General features: G+C 62.9%; 14 protein-coding genes. 2 read left to right on the forward strand and 12 right to left on the reverse strand.

Annotation, left to right across the window (positions count from 1 at the left end; translation table 11 throughout):
* Positions 1-9 precede the first annotated feature (9 nt).
* The 9 genes from dusA to scpB form a co-directional block, all read right to left on the reverse strand.
* Positions 10-1,023 carry a tRNA dihydrouridine(20/20a) synthase DusA gene (dusA, locus tag AC07N6_RS11995; protein WP_494783230.1) on the reverse strand — a complete coding sequence of 338 codons (1,014 nt, stop codon included), beginning with the start codon at positions 1,021-1,023 and terminating at the stop codon, positions 10-12.
* A 595-nt stretch (positions 1,024-1,618) separates the two neighbouring features.
* The gene (gene typA / locus AC07N6_RS12000) at positions 1,619-3,460 is read right to left on the reverse strand and encodes a translational GTPase TypA (RefSeq protein ID WP_494783229.1); all 1,842 of its coding nucleotides are present in this window, start codon (positions 3,458-3,460) and stop codon (positions 1,619-1,621) included.
* Positions 3,461-3,633: 173 nt separating this feature from the next.
* Entirely contained in the window at positions 3,634-4,650 is a 1,017-nt protein-coding gene (truB, locus tag AC07N6_RS12005; RefSeq protein ID WP_494783228.1) for a tRNA pseudouridine(55) synthase TruB, read from the reverse strand.
* A gap of 129 nt (positions 4,651-4,779) precedes the next feature.
* Complete coding sequence (rbfA, locus tag AC07N6_RS12010; protein ID WP_494783227.1) at positions 4,780-5,172, reverse strand: 30S ribosome-binding factor RbfA; 393 nt, start codon at positions 5,170-5,172, stop codon at positions 4,780-4,782.
* Between the two features lie 133 nt (positions 5,173-5,305).
* Positions 5,306-8,152 carry a translation initiation factor IF-2 gene (infB, locus tag AC07N6_RS12015; protein WP_494783226.1) on the reverse strand — a complete coding sequence of 949 codons (2,847 nt, stop codon included), beginning with the start codon at positions 8,150-8,152 and terminating at the stop codon, positions 5,306-5,308.
* A 52-nt stretch (positions 8,153-8,204) separates the two neighbouring features.
* Positions 8,205-9,764 (reverse strand): transcription termination factor NusA, encoded by a 1,560-nt coding sequence (gene nusA / locus AC07N6_RS12020; protein ID WP_494783225.1) that lies wholly within the window; start codon positions 9,762-9,764, stop codon positions 8,205-8,207.
* Positions 9,761-10,255, reverse strand: coding sequence for a ribosome maturation factor RimP (gene rimP, locus AC07N6_RS12025; protein ID WP_494783224.1), 495 nt, complete (start codon positions 10,253-10,255; stop codon positions 9,761-9,763). The genes nusA and rimP overlap by 4 nt, the downstream gene beginning before the upstream one ends.
* A gap of 371 nt (positions 10,256-10,626) precedes the next feature.
* Complete coding sequence (rluB, locus tag AC07N6_RS12030; protein WP_494783223.1) at positions 10,627-12,522, reverse strand: 23S rRNA pseudouridine(2605) synthase RluB; 1,896 nt, start codon at positions 12,520-12,522, stop codon at positions 10,627-10,629.
* A complete protein-coding gene (gene scpB / locus AC07N6_RS12035) occupies positions 12,509-13,465 on the reverse strand; it encodes an SMC-Scp complex subunit ScpB (protein ID WP_494783222.1) in 957 nt (318 codons plus the stop codon). The genes rluB and scpB overlap by 14 nt, the downstream gene beginning before the upstream one ends.
* Before the next feature lie 168 nt (positions 13,466-13,633).
* On the opposite strand from scpB, the gene AC07N6_RS12040 reads away from it, so the two are divergent.
* Entirely contained in the window at positions 13,634-13,804 is a 171-nt protein-coding gene (locus tag AC07N6_RS12040; RefSeq protein ID WP_494783221.1) for a hypothetical protein, read from the forward strand.
* A gap of 66 nt (positions 13,805-13,870) precedes the next feature.
* On the opposite strand, the gene AC07N6_RS12045 is transcribed toward AC07N6_RS12040, so the two are convergent.
* Positions 13,871-16,054, reverse strand: a complete 2,184-nt coding sequence (locus AC07N6_RS12045) for a putative bifunctional diguanylate cyclase/phosphodiesterase (protein WP_494783220.1) — start codon at positions 16,052-16,054, stop codon at positions 13,871-13,873.
* A 270-nt stretch (positions 16,055-16,324) separates the two neighbouring features.
* Here AC07N6_RS12045 and AC07N6_RS12050 point away from each other — a divergent pair, with 270 nt between their 5' ends.
* Positions 16,325-17,920, forward strand: a complete 1,596-nt coding sequence (locus AC07N6_RS12050) for an FMN-binding glutamate synthase family protein (protein WP_494783219.1) — start codon at positions 16,325-16,327, stop codon at positions 17,918-17,920.
* Positions 17,921-18,088: 168 nt separating this feature from the next.
* Here the strand turns inward: AC07N6_RS12050 and AC07N6_RS12055 are convergent, their stop codons facing one another.
* Positions 18,089-18,325, reverse strand: coding sequence for a sulfurtransferase TusA family protein (locus tag AC07N6_RS12055; RefSeq protein WP_050469046.1), 237 nt, complete (start codon positions 18,323-18,325; stop codon positions 18,089-18,091).
* 123 nt (positions 18,326-18,448) lie between these two features.
* Positions 18,449-19,003 carry an NUDIX domain-containing protein gene (locus AC07N6_RS12060; RefSeq protein ID WP_494783218.1) on the reverse strand — a complete coding sequence of 185 codons (555 nt, stop codon included), beginning with the start codon at positions 19,001-19,003 and terminating at the stop codon, positions 18,449-18,451.
* Positions 19,004-19,020 lie beyond the last annotated feature (17 nt).

The following is a 19,020-nucleotide window of genomic DNA, read 5'->3' on the forward strand; positions in this document are numbered from 1 at the left end:
CGGCGCGATTCATTGATGTGCAACAGTCCGGGTGTGCGCCAGCGCTTCCTGCAGCAGCGCCGGATCGCCCGACGCCAGCCTCTTCGAGTCCGACAGGGTCTGGCGGAACGCCCGCGCGCCCGGCACGCCGGCCAGCAAGCCCAGCATGTGGCGGGTCATGCTGTTCAAGCGCAGGCCGCGGCCGTTGTCGCCGTGCAATTCGAGCTGGCGTTGCATGTAAGGCAGCATGGCAGCGATCACCTGTTCGCGGCTCGGCTGGCGGCCGCCGTCCAGGGCCGGGTAATAACGCGCGTCGAAACCCGCCATCAGGTAAGGGTTATGGTAAGCCTCGCGGCCCAGCATGACGCCGTCCACATGCTTCAAATGCTCGTCGATTTCGGGGAGGGTCTTGATGCCGCCATTGATCAGGATCTCCAGCGCCGGGAAATCGCGCTTGAGCTGGTATGCGTATTCATACCTGAGCGGTGGGATTTCACGGTTTTCCTTGGGGCTCAGGCCCTTCAGGATGGCGTTGCGCGCATGCACGATGAATGTCTTGCAACCCGCCTCGGCGATGGCGCCGACGAAATCGCGCACGAAATCATAGGATTGCACGTCGTCGATGCCGATGCGGTGCTTCACGGTGACATCGATCGACACCGCGTCGCGCATGGCCTTGACGCAATCGGCCACCAGCGCCGGCTCGCCCATCAGGCAAGCGCCGAACGCCCCCTTCTGCACGCGCTCGGACGGGCAACCGCAATTCAAATTGATCTCGTCATAGCCCCATTGCTCGCCCAGCTTCGCGCTGTGCGCCAGGTCGGCCGGCTCGCTGCCGCCCAGTTGCAAGGCGACCGGGTGCTCTTCCTCGTTGAAGTCGAGGTGGCGCGGCACGTCGCCATGCAGCAGCGCCCCGGTGGTCACCATTTCGGTATACAACCAGGTGTGGCGCGTGATCTGGCGATGGAAGACGCGGCAATGCCGGTCGGTCCAATCCATCATCGGGGCCACGCTGACAGTGCGTGGGGGCAAGTGTTTCTTCATGTGCTGGGAAATCGTAATCCGTCAATCGTTTCGGCTGCCGATGAGCGCTCCGGCCCGCCGCATCTCCAGTGTCCGCGATGGCATCGCGGGCCGCAAGCAGGAGAAAATCGGTGGGCAAATAGAAAGCCCGCAAGGCTTGCGCGTTGCGGGCTGGTGTCCCCTCTATCCTCTGTGAGATAGGATTTTTATACTGCGGACACGATTCTGCACCACAAACCGACAGCCGTCATTTCGCAATGCACAAAAATAGTGCCATGGAAATAAAAAAACAACCATGTCGCCAGCAGAAATGACTTCCCGGCCATCACAAGACAAGCCTGTCGCCGGTAGCTGCCTCTCCGACAGCTATGCCTCCCTGCGTTTCGGCAGGCATCCGGCAAGCATGGCAAATACGGCAAAAAAAAAAGCCCACAACCGAGGTTGCGGGCTTGAATCCAATTCTTTAGGAGGAAATTGGAGGAGACAGGTGTAACTATATGGCAGCGCATCATAGCTGTCTGCTTTATTATGCTGATATCAGGTATTCACAAAAAAGATATCAGCACAGACCCGCCCCGCTCCAACGGCAACCGCACGCGGCCGCCGTTTCCCCGCATCAAATCGATTCTTCGCGCGACGCCTTCTTGCGCTCGTGTTCCTTCAGGTGACGCTTGCGCAGGCGAATGCTCTTCGGTGTCACTTCCACCAGCTCGTCATCCTCGATGAATTCGACGGCGTATTCCAGGTTCAGCTCGATCGGCGGCACCAGGCGCACCGCTTCGTCGGTACCGGAGGCGCGCACGTTGGTCAGCTGCTTGCCCTTGATCGGGTTCACCACCAAGTCGTTGTCGCGCGAGTGGATACCGATGATCATGCCTTCATAGACCGGATCGTTGTGGCTGACGAACATGCGGCCGCGATCCTGCAGCTTCCACAGTGCATAGGCCACGGCGGCGCCGTCGTCCTGCGAGATCAGCACGCCGTTGCGACGGCCGGCCAGTTCGCCCTTGGAGGTATCGACCACCGCGTAGTCGTCGAACACGTGGCTCATCAGGCCGGTGCCGCGGGTCAGGGTCATGAATTCGCCCTGGAAGCCGATCAGGCCACGCGCCGGGATGTGGTATTCCAGGCGCACACGGCCCTTGCCGTCCGGTTCCATGTTCTGCAGGTCGCCACGGCGGCGGCCCAGTTCTTCCATGACGCCGCCCTGGTGGGTTTCTTCAACGTCGACGGTCAGGTTCTCATACGGCTCCTGGCGCACGCCGTCGACCATCTTGAACACCACGCGCGGACGCGAGACGGCCAGTTCAAAGCCTTCGCGGCGCATGTTTTCGATCAGGATGGTCAGGTGCAGTTCGCCGCGGCCCGACACTTCGTAGGTCGAGTCATCATTCTCGGCTTGCACCACGCGCAGCGCCATGTTGGACTTCAGTTCCTTTTCCAGGCGGTCGCGGATCTGGCGGGTGGTGACGAACTTGCCTTCGCGGCCGGCCAGCGGCGAAGTGTTGACCATGAAGTTCATGGTCAGGGTCGGCTCGTCGACCTTCAGCATCGGCAGGCCGTTGGGCGCGTCCGGCGCACAGATGGTGGAGCCGATGCCGATTTCTTCGATACCGTTGATCAGCACGATGTCGCCGGCCAGCGCTTCATCGACCAGCACGCGCTCCAGGCCCTTGAAAGTCAGCACCTGGTTGATGCGGGCCTTGGTCGGCTTGTCTTCCGGACCGTTCATCCAGACTACGTCCTGGCCGCCCTTGACGCGCCCGGCGAGGATACGGCCGACGCCGATCTTGCCGACGTAGGACGAGTATTCCAGCGAGGTGATCTGCAGTTGCAGCGGCGCGTCCGGATCGTCTTTGCGGGCCGGCACGTATTTCAGGATGGCGTCGAACAGCGGCTCCATCGAGCCTTCGCGCACGTCCGGGGTGAGGCCGGCGTAACCGTTCAGGCCCGATGCGTAGATCACCGGGAAGTCCAGTTGCTCTTCGGTCGCGCCCAGCTTGTCGAACAGTTCGAAGGTGGCGTTGATGGCCCACTCGGCGCGCGCGCCCGGACGGTCGATCTTGTTGAGGACCACGATGGGCTTCAGGCCCAGCGCCAGCGCCTTGCGGGTGACGAAACGGGTCTGTGGCATCGGGCCTTCCTGGGCATCCACCAGCAGCAGCACGCTGTCGACCATCGACAGCACGCGCTCGACCTCGCCGCCGAAGTCGGCGTGGCCCGGGGTGTCGACGATGTTGATGTGGGTGCCCTTGTACTCCACCGCGCAGTTCTTCGACAGGATGGTGATGCCGCGTTCCTTTTCGATGTCGTTCGAATCCATCACGCGGTTGTCGACCTGCTGGTTGTCGCGGAAAGTGCCGGACTGGCGCAGCAGTTGGTCGACCAGGGTGGTTTTGCCGTGGTCAACGTGGGCAATGATGGCGATGTTGCGAATTGCGCGGATATTGTTTGACATGGTGAATGTAGGTTGATGCCGATTCTTGGAAGGCGCGCATTATAGCATGCTGCGCCGCATGAAATTTAAAAAGACCTGTATTTTCAACGGCTTGCCACCTCTTCGCGACAAGTGCGAAGGGCGCGGCAAAAACCGCTTTACTGCCCATCTGCATCCACCGCCGGAGCGCTTGCTCAGGCGGTGGACACCAATCGTTCCGGCGCCAGGATGGCGTATTCCTGCAACCAGCCGGTGCCCAGCAGGCAACCATCGGAAGCGCGGTAGACCCGCACCCGGCCGGCTTGCTCCGGCGCCGCCACGCCTTCCTTGCCCAAGGCCAGCCGCTGGCCATGCAGGAAGCGGCGCGCCAGCTCATCCGGCAGTTGCACGGCCGCGAAACTGCGCAGCAAGCCGTCCACCGGCAACAACATGTCCTTGCGTTGCTGCAGTTCGCCAAGCGCGTCGAGTTGCTCCAGCGTCACCGCGCCCTCCAGCGTCAGCGGGCCGACACCGGTGCGGCGCAATGCATTCAGGTGCGCGCCGCAACCCAGCGCTTCGCCGATGTCCTCGCCCAGCACGCGAATATACGTCCCCTTGCTGCAGGTGACGCGGATGGTCAGCATCGGCGCCTGGTAGGCCAGCATCTCCAGATGATGGATGGTGACCGCGCGCGCCTCGCGCTCCAGCGTGATGCCGGCGCGCGCGTATTCGTACAAGGGCTTGCCGTCGCGTTTCAGGGCCGAATGCATGGGCGGCACCTGAAGGATGTCGCCGCGATACCGCGCCAGCGCCGCTTCAATCTGTCCGGCCTCGACCTCGACGGCATGCTCGCCGATGACTTGCCCTTCGGTATCGCCGGTATCGGTCTTGATGCCCAGATGAACCACGGCCTCGTAGGTCTTGTCGGCTTCCAGCAAATCTTGCGAGAACTTGGTGGCCTCGCCGAAGCACAGCGGCAACAAGCCGGTGGCGAACGGATCGAGGGTGCCGGTATGCCCGGCCTTGGGCGCATTGAGCATGCGCTTGGCGCGGATCAGCGCGTCGTTGCTGGAGAGGCCTGCCGGCTTGTCCAGCAGCAGCACGCCGTGCACCGGCACACGCGGCGGTCGTGGCGGGCGCGCCGCCTGAGCCGGGCGTTTCCTGCGCTCGCCCTCCTGCTCTTGCGTTGCCTGGATGGAGGACGATGCGTCCGCCGGTATATTGTCTGCCATGTGATGGGCGGCCGGCCTGTGAGCTACGTCGAGCGCCACACGATGCTGGGCGTTCGCGGCCGGGCCGGCCAATTGATATGTCAATGAATGCCGCGGTACTTGACCGCGCGCGGCATGGGACGCCAAGCCTCAGGCTTCGTCGTCCGCATCCTTGGCGCGCGTGGCATTGGCTTGGTCGATCAGGCGCGACATTTCAATGCCGCGCGCGGTCGAGTTGTCGTGCACGAAATGCAGTTCCGGCAAGGTATGGATAGTCAGCCTGCGGCCCAATTGGGTACGCAGGAACCCCGCCGCCTTGTGCAGGCCGGCCAGCGTGTTCTTCACCGCCTCGGGATTGTCCACCAGCGTGGTGAAGAAGATCTTGGCGTGCGCATAGTCAGGCGTGACCTGCACTTCGGTAATGGTGATCATCCCTACGCGCGGATCCTTCAATTCGAAGGCGATCAATTCCGCCAGATCGCGCTGGATCTGGTCGGCGACGCGCAAGCCGCGCCCGGGGATGGATTTGCTGTGTTTTGCCATTGTTCAAAAAAACAATCCGCCGGTGGCTGCACGGGAAACTCTCCCGCATTGCTGCGACGGATGTTGCTGTTGCTTGTGGAAGCGCGTTGCTGGCGCGGCCGCCGACGGGATTGTCCCGCCGGCGGCCCCGGAATTACAGCGTACGCGCCACTTCCTGCACTTCGAAGATTTCGAGCTGGTCGCCCACTTCGATGTCGTTGTAGCCCTTGAGCGAGAGACCGCACTCGAAGCCCGACTTGACTTCCTTGACGTCGTCCTTGAAGCGCTTGAGCGAATCCAGTTCGCCGGTCCACACCACCACGTTGTTGCGCAGCAGGCGGACTTGGGAACCGCGCTTGACCAGGCCTTCCAGCACGTAGCAGCCGGCGATCGAGCCGACCTTGCTGACCACGAACACCTGGCGGATTTCCACCAGGCCCAGCGCCTGTTCGCGCTTTTCCGGCGCCAGCATGCCCGACATCGCCGCCTTCACCTCGTCCACCGCATCGTAAATGATGTTGTAGTAGCGGATGTCGACGCCGTTGGCTTCGGCCAGCTTGCGTGCGGATGCATCGGCACGGGTGTTGAAGCCGATGATGACCGCCTTCGATGCCACCGCGAGGTTGACGTCGTTTTCGGTGATGCCGCCGACTGCCGCATGCACCACCTGGACGCGCACTTCGGCGTTCGACAGTTTCTGCAGCGATTGCACCAGCGCTTCCTGCGAACCTTGCACGTCGGTCTTGATGATCATCGGCAGGTTCTTGACCTCGCCTTCGCTCATCTGTTCGAACATGTTTTCCAGCTTGGCGGCCTGCTGCTTGGCCAGCTTGACGTCGCGGAACTTGCCCTGGCGGAACAGGCCGATTTCGCGCGCCTTGCGCTCGTCGGTCATGACCAGCACTTCTTCACCGGCCGACGGCACTTCCGTCAGGCCCTGGATCTCGACCGGAATCGACGGGCCGGCTTCGCTGATGTTCTTGCCGTTCTCGTCCAGCATGGCGCGCACGCGGCCATAGGCGGAACCGGCCAGCACGACATCGCCGCGCTTCAAGGTGCCGGACTGCACCAGGATCGTCGCCACCGGGCCGCGGCCCTTGTCCAGCTTGGCTTCGATCACCAGGCCACGGGCCGGCACGTCGGTCGGCGCGGTCAGTTCCAGCACTTCGGCTTGCAGCAGGACGTTTTCCAGCAGCGAGTCAATGCCTTCGCCGGTCTTGGCCGATACCGTGATGAACGGGGCGTCGCCGCCGTATTCTTCCGGCACCACTTCTTCGGCAATCAGTTCCTGCTTGACGCGGTCGGGGTTGGCGCCCGGCTTGTCGATCTTGTTGATCGCCACCACCAGCGGCACGCCGCCGGCCTTGGCGTGGGCAATCGCTTCCTTGGTCTGCGGCATCACGCCGTCGTCGGCCGCCACCACCAGGATGACGATGTCGGTCGCCTTGGCGCCGCGGGCACGCATCGCGGTAAACGCTTCGTGGCCCGGGGTATCCAGGAAGGTGATCATGCCGCGCGGGGTTTCCACGTGGTATGCGCCGATGTGCTGGGTAATGCCGCCGGCTTCGCCCGACGCCACCTTGGTGCGGCGGATGTAGTCCAGCAGCGAGGTCTTGCCGTGGTCGACGTGGCCCATCACGGTCACCACCGGCGCGCGCGGCAGCGCTTCCGCGTCGGTATGCTCTTCGCCTTCGACCAGCAATGCTTCCGGGTCGTCCAGCTTGGCGGCATGCGCGCGGTGGCCCATTTCCTCGACCACGATCATCGCGGTTTCCTGGTCCAGCACCTGGTTGATGGTGACCATCTGGCCCAGCTTCATCAGGTGCTTGATGACCTCGGATGCCTTGACCGCCATCTTGTGCGCCACTTCGGCCACGGTGATGGTTTCCGGCACGTACACGTCGTGCACCACGGCTTCGGTGGGCACCTGGAAATTGCTTTCGCGCTGGTCGTCATTATGCGAATGGCGACGGCCCTTGGGGCCCGAGCGCCAGCCGTCGCGGCCACCGCCGGCGCCAGTCGCGCCGCGGGCCTTCATGCCGGTGCCGCGCTTCTTGGCGTCGTCCTGCCAGGTCGAGGAGACATTGGCCGACTTGATCGACTTCTTGTCCGCCACGACTGCCGGCTTCTTGTCCGCCGGCTTGTCGCCCGGTTTCTTGTCGGCCGGCTTGTGCAAGGTGCCTTCCGAGGTCTTGGCCGCAGCCGGCGCCGGTTCCGGCGCCTTCACGACCCGGCGCGGCGCATTCATCATGGCCTTGATCTGCGCCACTTCGTCTTCCACCGCCTTGCGCGCGCGCTCGGCGGCGGCAACGCGTTCGGCGGCTACCTTGGCGGCTTCGGCCGCCTTCTTCTTGGCTTCTTCGGCCGCGGCGCGCTTCTTTTCTTCCTCGGCCGGATTCGGCGCGGCCTGCGCGGCCTGCGCGCCAGCCTTGGCTTTCTCGGCTTCAACCGCAGCCTCAGCGGCCGCACGGGCGGCTTCCGCCTCGGCGGCTTCGCGCGCGCGCTGCTGCTCCAATTCGGCAGCCTGGGCCTGGGCGGCGCGTTCGGCCTCCAGTTGCGCCAGGCGCTCTTCCTGGGCCTTCAATTCGACCTGACGGCGAGCTTCCTCTTCCTGCCGCGCCTGCACCTCGGCCGGGGTTTCAGCCTGCTCGTGCGGAACCGCCGCGGCGCGCGCCGAAGTTTCTTCCGGCGTCGGTTCGTCGCGTTTGATGAAGGTGCGCTTCTTGCGCACTTCCACCTGGATCGTGCGCGATTTGCCGGTCGCATCGGCCTGCTTGATCTCGGTCGTTTCCTTGCGGGTCAGCGTGATCTTTTTCTTCTCGCCTTCCGGCGAGGCGCCACGCGAACGGCGCAGGTGTTCAAGCAGGCGGTCCTTGTCTTCCTTCGACAGGGCGTCGGATTCGGAGCTCTTTTCGACCCCGGCCGAACGCAGCTGGGTCAACAGCAGATCAGCGGGCATTTTCAGCTCGGTGGCAAATTGGGCAACGTTGGTACTCGCCATTCAGTCCTCTTTTCTATGTGGCTCGGCAGATGATGTGAAGTGATGCGAAGCCTCAATTGGCTTCGGTCGCACTCCATGCCTTGGCCTGCAACGCCTTGGCGCGCTCATCGTATTTGGCATCGATGAGCTTCATTTCATCGTCGGTCACATCTTCAAATGCATTTTCAATCAGTTGGCGCGCGCGCTCGGACGGCAGGGCCAGGATCGCGCCGAACTCGTCATACGCCAGGCCGGCGAAGGCCGCCAGCGTCTTCACGCCGGCCAGGCCCAGCTTGCCGGCCAGCACACGGTCCAGACCGTCGAAATTGATCAGTTCCTCGTCCATGCCTTCCAGGCCTTCTTCGGAAGCGATCGCTTCGGTTACCAGGGCATCGCGGGAGCGGTTGCGCAGTTCGTTGACGGTTTCTTCGTCGAACGATTCGATCTCGAGCATCTCGTTGATCGGCACGTAGGCGATTTCTTCCAGGGTCGAGAAGCCTTCCTCGACCAGGATGTCGGCCACTTCCTGGTCGACGTCCAGCTTTTCCATGAACAACGCGCGGATCGACGCGGTTTCCAGCGCCGACTTGTCGGCCGATTCCTCGGCGGTCATGATGTTGATCTGCCAGCCGGTCAGTTCCGCCGCCAGGCGCACGTTCTGGCCGCCGCGGCCGATGGCGATGGCCAGGTTTTCCTCGTCGACCACCACGTCCATGGCGTGCTTCTCTTCATCCACCACGATCGAGGTGACGTTGGCCGGGGCCAGTGCGCCGATGACGAATTGCGCCGGGTCTTCCGACCACAGCACGATGTCCACGCGCTCGCCGCCCAGTTCGCCGGTCACGGCCTGCACGCGCGAACCGCGCATGCCCACGCAGGTGCCGATCGGGTCGATGCGCTTGTCGGCGGTAAACACCGCGATCTTGGCGCGCACGCCGGCATCGCGCGCGGCGGACTTGATTTCCAGCGAGCCTTGTTCGATTTCCGGCACTTCCAGCTCGAACAGCTTCATGATGAATTCAGGCGCGGTGCGCGACAGGATCACCTGCGGGCCGCGGGCGCTGCGGTCGATGCGCAGGATGAAGGCGCGCACACGGTCGCCGATACGCAGGTTTTCCTTCGGGATCATCTGGTCGCGCGGCAGGCGCGCTTCGATCTTGCCCGATTCGATGATGGCATCGCCGCGCTCCATGCGCTTGATGGTGCCGGTCACCAGGGCATCGCCGCGGGCCAGGAAATCGGCCAGGATCTGCTCGCGCTCGGCGTCGCGGATACGCTGCAAGACCACCTGCTTGGTATCCTGCGCGAAGCGGCGGCCGAACTCGACCGATTCGATCGGGTCTTCGATGTATTCATCGACTTCGATATCCGGGAACTGGTCCTTGGCTTCGAACAGCAGCACTTCCTGGTCGGGCAGTTGCAGGCCGGCCTCGTCGGGCACCACGTGCCAGCGGCGGAACGACTCGAACTCACCGCTCTCGCGATCGATCGATACGCGAATGTCGACTTCGCCTTCATAGCGCTTCTTGGTGGCCTGGGCCAGCGCGTGTTCCAGCGCTCCGAAGACCACTTCCTTATCGACGTTCTTTTCGCGTGCCAGTGCATCGACCAACAACAAAATTTCGCGACTCATCCTTTGCGACTCCTAAAATCGACCTGTGGCACCAGGTGTGCCTTATCCACATCAGCCAGCGTAAAACTCAATACGGCTGCCGACCCATCGTTTGCTTCAAATTCCAGCATCAGGTTCCCGCCCTCGGGCTCGCGCAGCATGCCCTGGTAGCTCTTGCGGTTGGCCGTGCCCGGCATCGGCACACGCAACTTGACGATCGCTTCGCAATCGACAAAGCGGACAAAGTCCGCCTGCTTGTTCAGGGGCCGGTCCAGCCCTGGCGAGGAAACCTCCAGACGCTCATAGGCCACGTTCTCCACAGTGAAGACGTGCACCAGCTGATGCGTCACCTTCTCGCAATCCTCGACGGTGATCGAACGCGCCTCTTCGGCCGCGGGGTCGAACGGGAAGTCGATATAGACGCGCACGAGACCGCGCGCCGCCTTCTCGAACTCGACCAGCTCGTAGCCCATACCCGACAGGGTGGATTCAATCAACTCCAGCAATTGCAAGACTATTTCTCCGTAGTAGACGCCGGCGCAATCCGCCCTGCGGCGCCGATGTCGAATCTGTTCAGCAAAAAAAAAATGGGCATCCGCCCATCTTTTGTTATCTCTCACGCAACACTGAGATCACATCACGCGAACCGTCCCTACATCCATCTAACTCATGGCAAAGGCGGATCTTTCAATGAATTAGCACATATGCGATTCGCGGCGGTTGCGTTTAACTTGCGCATTATACTCGATTACGGTATGCGCAGCAATTCAAGATTGGGATGAAATGCGCCGGGCGCGACAAAAACGCCCGAAAAAGGTGCCTCGCAAACCCGCCAGGCGCCTCGATTACCTTGCGGCAATCAAAAACGCCCGGAACAGGATCATCAGCGCGTACGGCGACGCGCCATGCCAGACAAGCCTGGCGACGCGAAGTTACCGGCGCCGCCACGCTGCGGACGATTATGGCGACGCTGGCCACCGATGTCCGGGAAACCCAGCGCGGTTTGCAGCGGATCAGGCTGGCGGCTCTTCTGCTGCCCGCCCTTGTTGCCGCCGCCGCTGTTGCCATTACCACCATTGCCGCTATTGCTATTGCCATTGCCGTTACCGCCATTGCCACGGCCGCGCTGTTGCGGGCCGCCCTTGTTGCCTTGCATCTGGTTACCGCGCGGGCCGGCGTTCTTGGGATTGCCGCCCGCCCGCTGTTCGCCGCCGCCCGGCTTTTCCAGGCCACAGGCGGCCAGCATACCGCGCACGGCGTTTTCTTCCAGCTCTTCCCAGCGGCCGCGCTTCAAGGTCTGCGGCAGCGTCATCGCGCCGTAACGGGTACGGATCAGGCGCGACACGGTCAGGCCGACCGCTTCGAACATGCGGCGCACTTCACGGTTGCGGCCTTCGCCGATGGTCACCCGATACCACTTGTTGACGCCTTCGCCACCGCCATCGGCGATGCGCGAGAACTGCGCCAGGCCATCGTCGAGCTCAACGCCGTGCAGCAGCTTCTGGCGCATGCCCTCTTCCAGCTCGCCCAGCGTACGCACCGCGTATTCGCGCTCGATGTTGTAGCGCGGGTGCATCAGGCGGTTGGCCAGATCGCCGGAGGTTGTAAACAGCAGCAGGCCTTCGGTATTGAAGTCAAGTCGGCCCACGGCCAGCCACTTGCCCGCCTTCATCGTGGGCAGGCGGTCGAAGACCGAATTGCGGCCTTCCGGATCGGAATGGCTGACGATTTCACCGGCCGGCTTGTGATAGACCAGCACGCGCGGCGGACGCTTGGAGACCTTGCGCTGCAGCAGCTTGCCATTGATGCGGACCTGGTCGGTCGGCAGGATGCGCTGGCCGATATGGGCCGGTTCGCCATTGACCGATACGCGGCCGGCGACGATCAGCTCTTCCATGTCGCGGCGGGAACCGAGGCCGGCGTCGGCCAGCACCTTGTGCAGCTTGGGCGCATCGTCCTCGGCGGTCAGGTCGCGGCGGCCATTCTTGCCGCGCAACTGGTGCGGATGACGGTTCTGGTTCTTGCCGCCGTCTTCCCGGTCGTAGGCTTCCGAGGTAACGAAGGAAAAAATGTCGTCCGACGGCTCGGCCGCGCGCAGGCCCAGCTGCGGCGCCTTGGGCTTCTTGTGCCCTTTGTCGAAAACCTTCTTGCCTGGCTGCTGCCCGTGGTTTGGGTTCGGCCCCTTGAACTGGCCGCGCGGCTCCTGGACAGCGCCTGCCTCGGGCACGCCGCCTTTTTGCTGGGCACTGGCTTCGGCACGCTGGGCCGCACGATTATTGCGCAGGGCGCGCGGACCGCGCACGCCGCGGCGGGCCGGCTTGGTCCGGTTCGGATCAGTCGGGGCATCCAGCAACACCGGCGGCGCCACGACTTCTTCGCCGACGGTGACGATGACCTTGGGCGGCTCCTGGGCCGGCACGTCCATCGCCAGACTCAGTTGCTTGGCAGGCTTGGCCGGCGCCGGCTCTTCGGCCTTGTCGGCCTTCTTCGCGCGCGGCTTGGCGGCGCGCGGCTTTTTCTCCGGCGCTGCCGTGTCGGCAGGCGCCGCAACAACCTCAGCCGGAGCAGCAGCCTCTTCACTCACGACCTTCTTGGCTCGGGGAGCGCGCTTCTTGGGCGCCGGCGCCTCGGCTTCGACCGCCGCCACAGGCGCGCCGGCTTCGGCAGGCGCCGCGACTGCAGCCTTGCGGGTGCGTTTTTTCACCGGCTTTTCGGTCGCGGCAGCATCAGCCGCGGCAAGCTCAGCGCTTTGCTCGTCTTTGGGACTAATTGGTTTCATTCTTCGAATCTTGATTGTGCAGACCCGGCTCGGCTTTATCTTCCCGCTCAGCGGCCTGGTCAGTGGTGTCGATGTGCACGCCGGCCGCTTCATCGGCGGTCTCGAGGGCGTCTGTGCCTGTTACGGCAACGTCTTGTCCAAAAGGTTCTTGCGTTTGTTCCGTTTGTTCCATATGCGACGCCTGGCCGGCCATTTCCCCATCCTCCGGCACGGCTTCGGCGTTTGCTTCGGGCTGCGCGACAGCGACGGCGTCGATGGCATCCTCGGCAGGCAACTGCTCGCCCAGCTCCAGCTGACCATCCTGCTCCAGCGCACCCGCTGCGCTTTCTTCCGCGCTTTCCAGCGCGGCCGCCCCGCTGCCTTCCAAGGCCTGCAATTCCAGCAGCGCCCCCTGGACCGCCGCTTCGCCGCCGACCGACTGCAACGGCGGCAACTCTTCCAGCGAAGTCAATCCCAGGTCGTCCAGGAACTTGCGGGTCGTGGCAAACAGGGCCGGGCGTCCCGGCACGTCGCGATGGCCGATCGACTCGATCCAGCCGCGGTCTTCCAGCATCTTGATGGTTTGCGAATTGACAGCGACACCACGGATCTCTTCAATGTCACCGCGCGTCACCGGCTGGCGGTAGGCGATGATGGCCAGCGTTTCCAGCGTGGCGCGCGTGTATTTCGGCGGTTTTTCCGGATTCAGTCGCTCCAGATAGACCTTCATCTCCGGACGGCTCTGGAAGCGCCAGCCGGTCGACAGGCCGGCCACTTCCACCCCTTTGTCCGCCCAGTCCGCACGCAGCTCTTCGAGCAATTGCCGGATGACATCAGCAGTGATCTCGCTGGCTTGGTCGCTATCCGGGTCGGCGTACAGCTTTTTCAGGTCATTGATCGATAAAGGCTCATGCGTGCAAAGCAATGCGGTTTCGAGGACTTTCTTCGCCTCTGCAATATTCATGTACGACTCTTGTGCGTCTTGTTAAACAAAAGTTTGGCTTGCACCGAGCCCGGCGGCATGGTTGCGCCAATCCGCGGCGCCGCCCAAGGAACCGTCACTCGCAAACCTGCTGCGCTGTGCTTGATGCTGTTGGTGCTGCTTTCCGGTGCCCGACTTATAGGAGATTGAATGAGCTGGAAATTAAGACCCGGGCAAATCGGCATCGCGGGGGTATCACGCTTTTGCCAAGCCGTCATGTCGCTGATTGCTGACGGCCGATCTGCGCCATTTCAACTATCGACTTTGCGTCATGGTGCCATTATTGGCCGCACAGGTTGCGGCGGTCTGGCGCAAAGTTGAAAAAGTACTGCGTGGAGTGTAGCACAAAGATTTCCGGGCATGGCGCTTGTTGCTGCGCCTACACAATTATTTGCAGCCTCCCGTCAGGGCTTCGTCAGCATCGCCGCCTTCACTCCGCCGCAACGCTTCCTGGCGCAGGCGCTCGGTGAAGTCCGCTACCGCCATCGGCTTGCCAAAGTAATAACCCTGCACTTCGTCGCACCCGTTCTCGCGCAGGAATGCATGCTGCTCCTCATCCTCCACCCCTTCGGCGATCACCCTCAGGTTGAGGATATGCGCCAGCGAAATCACCGCCTTGACGATGGCCGCGCTATCGGCATCGCGGGCGATGTCGCGCACGAAGGACTTGTCGATCTTCAAGGCGTCGACCGGGAAACGGCGCAGGTAACTCAAGCTGGAATAGCCGGTGCCGAAATCGTCCACCGATATCTGCAGGCCAAGGCGTTTGAGCGTGTTCAAGGTGGCCACGGTCTTCTCGGCATCCTTCATGACCACGTTTTCCGTGATTTCCAGCTCCAGCCAGGAGGCCGACAGGCCGCTCTCGGCCAGCACGTTGGCCACGAATTCGGGCAAGGCGTGGTTCATCTGGCGCGGCGACAGGTTCACCGCCACCGGAATCGGCGGCAGGCCGGCGTCCTGCCAGGCCTTGTTCTGGCGGCAAGCCGTGCGCAGCACCCATTCCCCGATCGGCACGATCAGCCCGGCCTCTTCGGCGAACGGGATAAAGCGGTCGGGCGCCACCATGCCCTGCTCCGGCGACTCCCAGCGGATCAGCGCCTCGGCGCCGATGATGCGGCCATCCTTCAGGCTCAACTTGGGCTGGTAGAACAGCTTGAATTCCTGCTGGTCCAGTGCGCGGCGCAGGCTGATCAGCATTTCCAGGCGATTGCTGACCTGGGTATCCATCCATGGCGCAAAGAACTGGAAGTTGTTGCGCCCCTGCTCCTTGGCCTTGTACATCGCCGAATCCGCCTTCTTGAGCAGCGTTTCGACATCCCTGCCGTCGGCCGGATAGCGGCTCACGCCAATACTGGAGGTGATGTGGAACTCGCGGTCTCCCGCCTGCCAGGGGCGCGACACCGCCGCCAGGATGCGCTGCATGACCTCGGCAATGCCCGCTTCGCCCTCGGTCTGGTTCTGCAAGACCAGCACGAACTCATCGCCGCCCTGGCGCGCCACCATATCGCTGTCGCGCAGGCATGACAGCAGGCGCTGCGCCACCGTCTTGAGCAACTCGTCGCCGACCTGGTGCCCCAGGCTGTCGTTGATGTACTTGAACTGGTCGAGGTCGACGAACGCCACCGCGGTCAGGCCGCCCTTCTGGCGCGCGCTCTGGATGGCGCGCTGCAGGTGGTCATGCAGCATATTGCGGTTGGGCAACCCGGTCAGCGCATCGTGCGTGGCCTGGTGGCGCATCTCGGCCTCGTACAACTTGCGCTCGGTGATGGCTTCCACCGTGCCTTCGTAGAACACCAGGGCGCCGGCGTCGCCATAGACGGCCCGGGCGTTTTCGGAGATCCAGATAATGTCGCCGTCGCGCCGGTAGACCCGCGATTCGAAATTGGAGACCGAACCATGCTCTTCCATCAAGCGCATGAACTCGCTGCGGCGATCGGGCTCGACGTAGAGCTGGTGGCGTATATCGCGCAGGCTGACGATCAGGTCTTCCGGCGACCGATAGCCGTAAATGCGCGCCAATGCCGGGTTGACGGCGATATAGGTGCCATCGGGCGTGGTCTGGAAAACGCCTTCGATGGCGTTTTCGAAGATGCTGCGATAGCGCCGCTCGGCCTCCTGCAACGCCTGCGCCGCCTCCTTGCGCTCGGTCACATCCTGCATGAAGCCCTCCAGGGCCTCGACCTCGCCGGCGGCATTGTAGATGCCGACCCCGCGCCCCCACACCCAGCGGATGGCGCCTTCGGCATGCACGATGCGGTACTCGACATCGAAGCGACGGCGCAAGCGCACGCAATCGTCGACATGCGCGCGCACCATCTGGCGGTCATCGGGATGAACCAGCTCAAAGAAGGAAATGCGCTGGTTCAGCAACAGCTCTTCAGGCAAATACCCGGTCAATGGCAGGCTGCCTTCGCTGACGAATTCCACGGTCCATTGCGCATCGTCGCGGCAGCGGTAAACCACGCCGTCCAGATTGGCGAGCAGGGTCTCCAACAGGCGCGGTGAGCGTGGAATCGATTGGACAGGCGTGTTGTCGTGGTCGGAAATAACCGGTGAAGCTGCTGTTTTCATAAAAACATTGCGTGTCTCATCCCGCAGCGCAAGTAAAAGTTATCAATTGCCCACCTTCCCCAGGCGGCTTCGTTGTACTGGTTCACCCAAGCAATAAAGATGCCATTAGCCTGAACACCGCGCGGCAGCGGCATTCAACGCCACCGCTTGGGCAAGTCGGCCGGAAAGACCCCTCAATTCGAGGCAAGCGGGAGCTCTGCAGCGGCGTTAGAATCCTGCAAACATCGCCGGCGGCATCGGCTCAACGACAACAACGAGCGGACTTTCATCATGTGGGCAAATCGTTATTTCGTATTCTGGCTGGCCATCCTCCTGACCACCGCCCTGGCGCTGCTGGCCGCGGGCCAGTACATCAGCTGGGGCTGGATGCTGCTGCCCCTGGTTTTCTCCGGGATCGGCATCCGCGACCTGCTCCAGCGCAAGCACGCGGTCTTGCGCAACTATCCGCTGATCGGGCATTTCCGCTTCATATTCGAATCGATCCGGCCGGAGATTCGCCAGTACTTCTTTGAAGGCGAAATGGACGGCCGGCCGTTCTCGCGCAAGAAACGCAGCATCGTCTACCAGCGCGCCAAGGCCGATGTCGACAGCCGCCCCTTCGGCACCGAGCTCGACATGCAGCAAGGCGGCCACGAGTGGATAGGCCATTCGCTGTCACCCACGCAGATCGCCAGCCACGACTTCCGCGTGACGGTCGGAGCCGGACGCGCGCAACCGTATTCGATGTCGGTGTTCAACGTTTCCGCCATGAGTTTCGGCTCGCTCTCGGCCAACGCCATCCGCGCGCTCAACCACGGCGCCAGGAAAGGCAACTTCGCGCACGACACCGGCGAAGGTTCGGTCTCGGCCTACCACCGCGAGTTCGGCGGCGACCTGGTGTGGCAGATCGCCTCCGGCTACTTCGGCTGCCGCAACGCCGATGGCAGCTTCGACGAAGAGAAATTCGCGGCCCAGGCACAGGCGCCGCAGATCAAGATGATCGAAGTGAAGCTGTCCCAGGGCGCCAAACCCGGCCACGGCGGCGTCTTGCCGGCCGCCAAGATCACCCCGGAAATCTCCGCCACCCGCGGCATTCCGATGGGCGTGGATTGCATCTCGCCGGCCACCCATTCATCGTTCTCCACCCCCATCGGCCTGCTGCAATTCATCGAAAAGCTGCGCCTGCGCAGCGGCGGCAAGCCGGTCGGCATCAAGTTGTGCATCGGCCATCCCTGGGAATTCTTCGGCATCGCCAAGGCCATGGTCAAGACCGGCATCGTCCCCGACTTCATCACCGTCGACGGCTCCGAAGGCGGCACCGGCGCCGCGCCCCTGGAGTTCGTCGACCACGTCGGCATGCCGCTGCAGGAAGGCCTGCTGATGGTGCACAACACGCTGGTGGGCATCGGCCTGCGCGACCAGGTGAAGATCGGCGCATCCGGCAAGATCATCACCGCCTTCGACCTGGCGCGCACGCTGGCGCTGGGGGCGGACTGGTGCAATTCGGCGCGCGGCTTCATGTTCGCCCTGGGCTGCATCCAGTCGCAAAGCTGCCACACCGACCGCTGCCCGACCGGCGTGGCCACGCAAAACGCCACGCGCGCCCGCGCCCTGGTGGTGCCGGACAAGGCCGAACGCGTCTACCGTTTCCACCAGAGCACACTGCATGCGCTGCAGGAACTGGTGCAGGCCGCCGGCCTGCCGCATACCTCGGCGCTGCGCCCGCACCATATCGTACGGCGCATCAACGACCACGAGGTCCAGCTGATGTCGACCGTGCTGAAGTACCTGCAACCCAACGATCTGCTGGATGGCAACTACCGGTATCAGGTGTATGAGAAATTCTGGCCGATCGCCAGGGCGGAGAGCTTCCATCCGGAGTTTTGAAGCCCCGGAAGGTAGTTCGCCTGGCTAGCGTCGCCGTGCAAGCGACGGCGATGAATTGCAACTGTTTGGCGCACTCGCGACAACAAACAAAAATGCCGCCCGATCTGCATCGGGCGGCATTTTCAAATCAGCCACGCCAAGCGCACCGGCGAGCCAGCGGCCCGCCTCTCACTTGCGTTTCATGAAGAAGATGAACTCGTGGTCTTCGTTCTGCACTTGCGACAACAGGTCGTTGCCCGTTTGCTTGGCAAAGGCCTGGAAATCCCGCACTGAACCGGTATCGGTGGCGGTAACCCTCAATACCTGGCCACTGCACATGTCAGCCAGCGCCTTCTTGGTCTTGAGTATCGGCAGCGGACAGTTCAGACCGCGCGCATCCAATTCCCGGTGAAATTCTATGGTCATTACAGCGACTCAATATGGAACACAACGAAAGCGATTCTACTGCAAAGATGCGCCGAGTTGATGCATCGCACAAGAACTGTTGTATTCGCCGCACTAAGCTTGTGCAAAAGCAACTAAACCGCGTCAGTGCGAGACTTCCGGCGTAGCGATCGGCGTCGTCGAACCGGCGAATTCCACATATTGCACCGGCAGCTGGCGCGCTCGCATCCAGTCCGCCACCGCATGCCCGGTCCCGGCCGGCCAGGGGCGCAAATCGGCCGGATCCGACAAGCGGTATTCGAGCAGTTCCGGCGACAGCTTGATGACCCCGGTCGCCTTGACGTAATAGGCGATGATCAACTCATTCTTGCGGATGAATTCATAGACGCCGATCAGGCTGATCTCCCGGGCGTCGAGATCGGTCTCTTCCTTGATCTCGCGCGCGATGCCTTCTTCCGGCGTCTCGCCGCGCTCCATGAAGCCGGTGATCAGCGCGAAGCGCCCTTCGGCCCAGGCCGCATTGCGGGCGGTGAGCATCTTGCCGTCGATTTCAACCAGCCCGGCCAGCACCGGCAGGGGATTGTCCCAATGGGTCCAATGCCCCTGCGGGCAACCCAACCTCACCTTGCCGGCTTCGCCCTCATCGGCGCGCAGCACCAGGTCGGCAGCGCAGACCGGACAGAATTTGAAATCGCTCATGCGCGCACCCCGTGATC

It is taken from the genome of Herbaspirillum sp. GW821-FHT09A12, assembly GCF_059418325.1.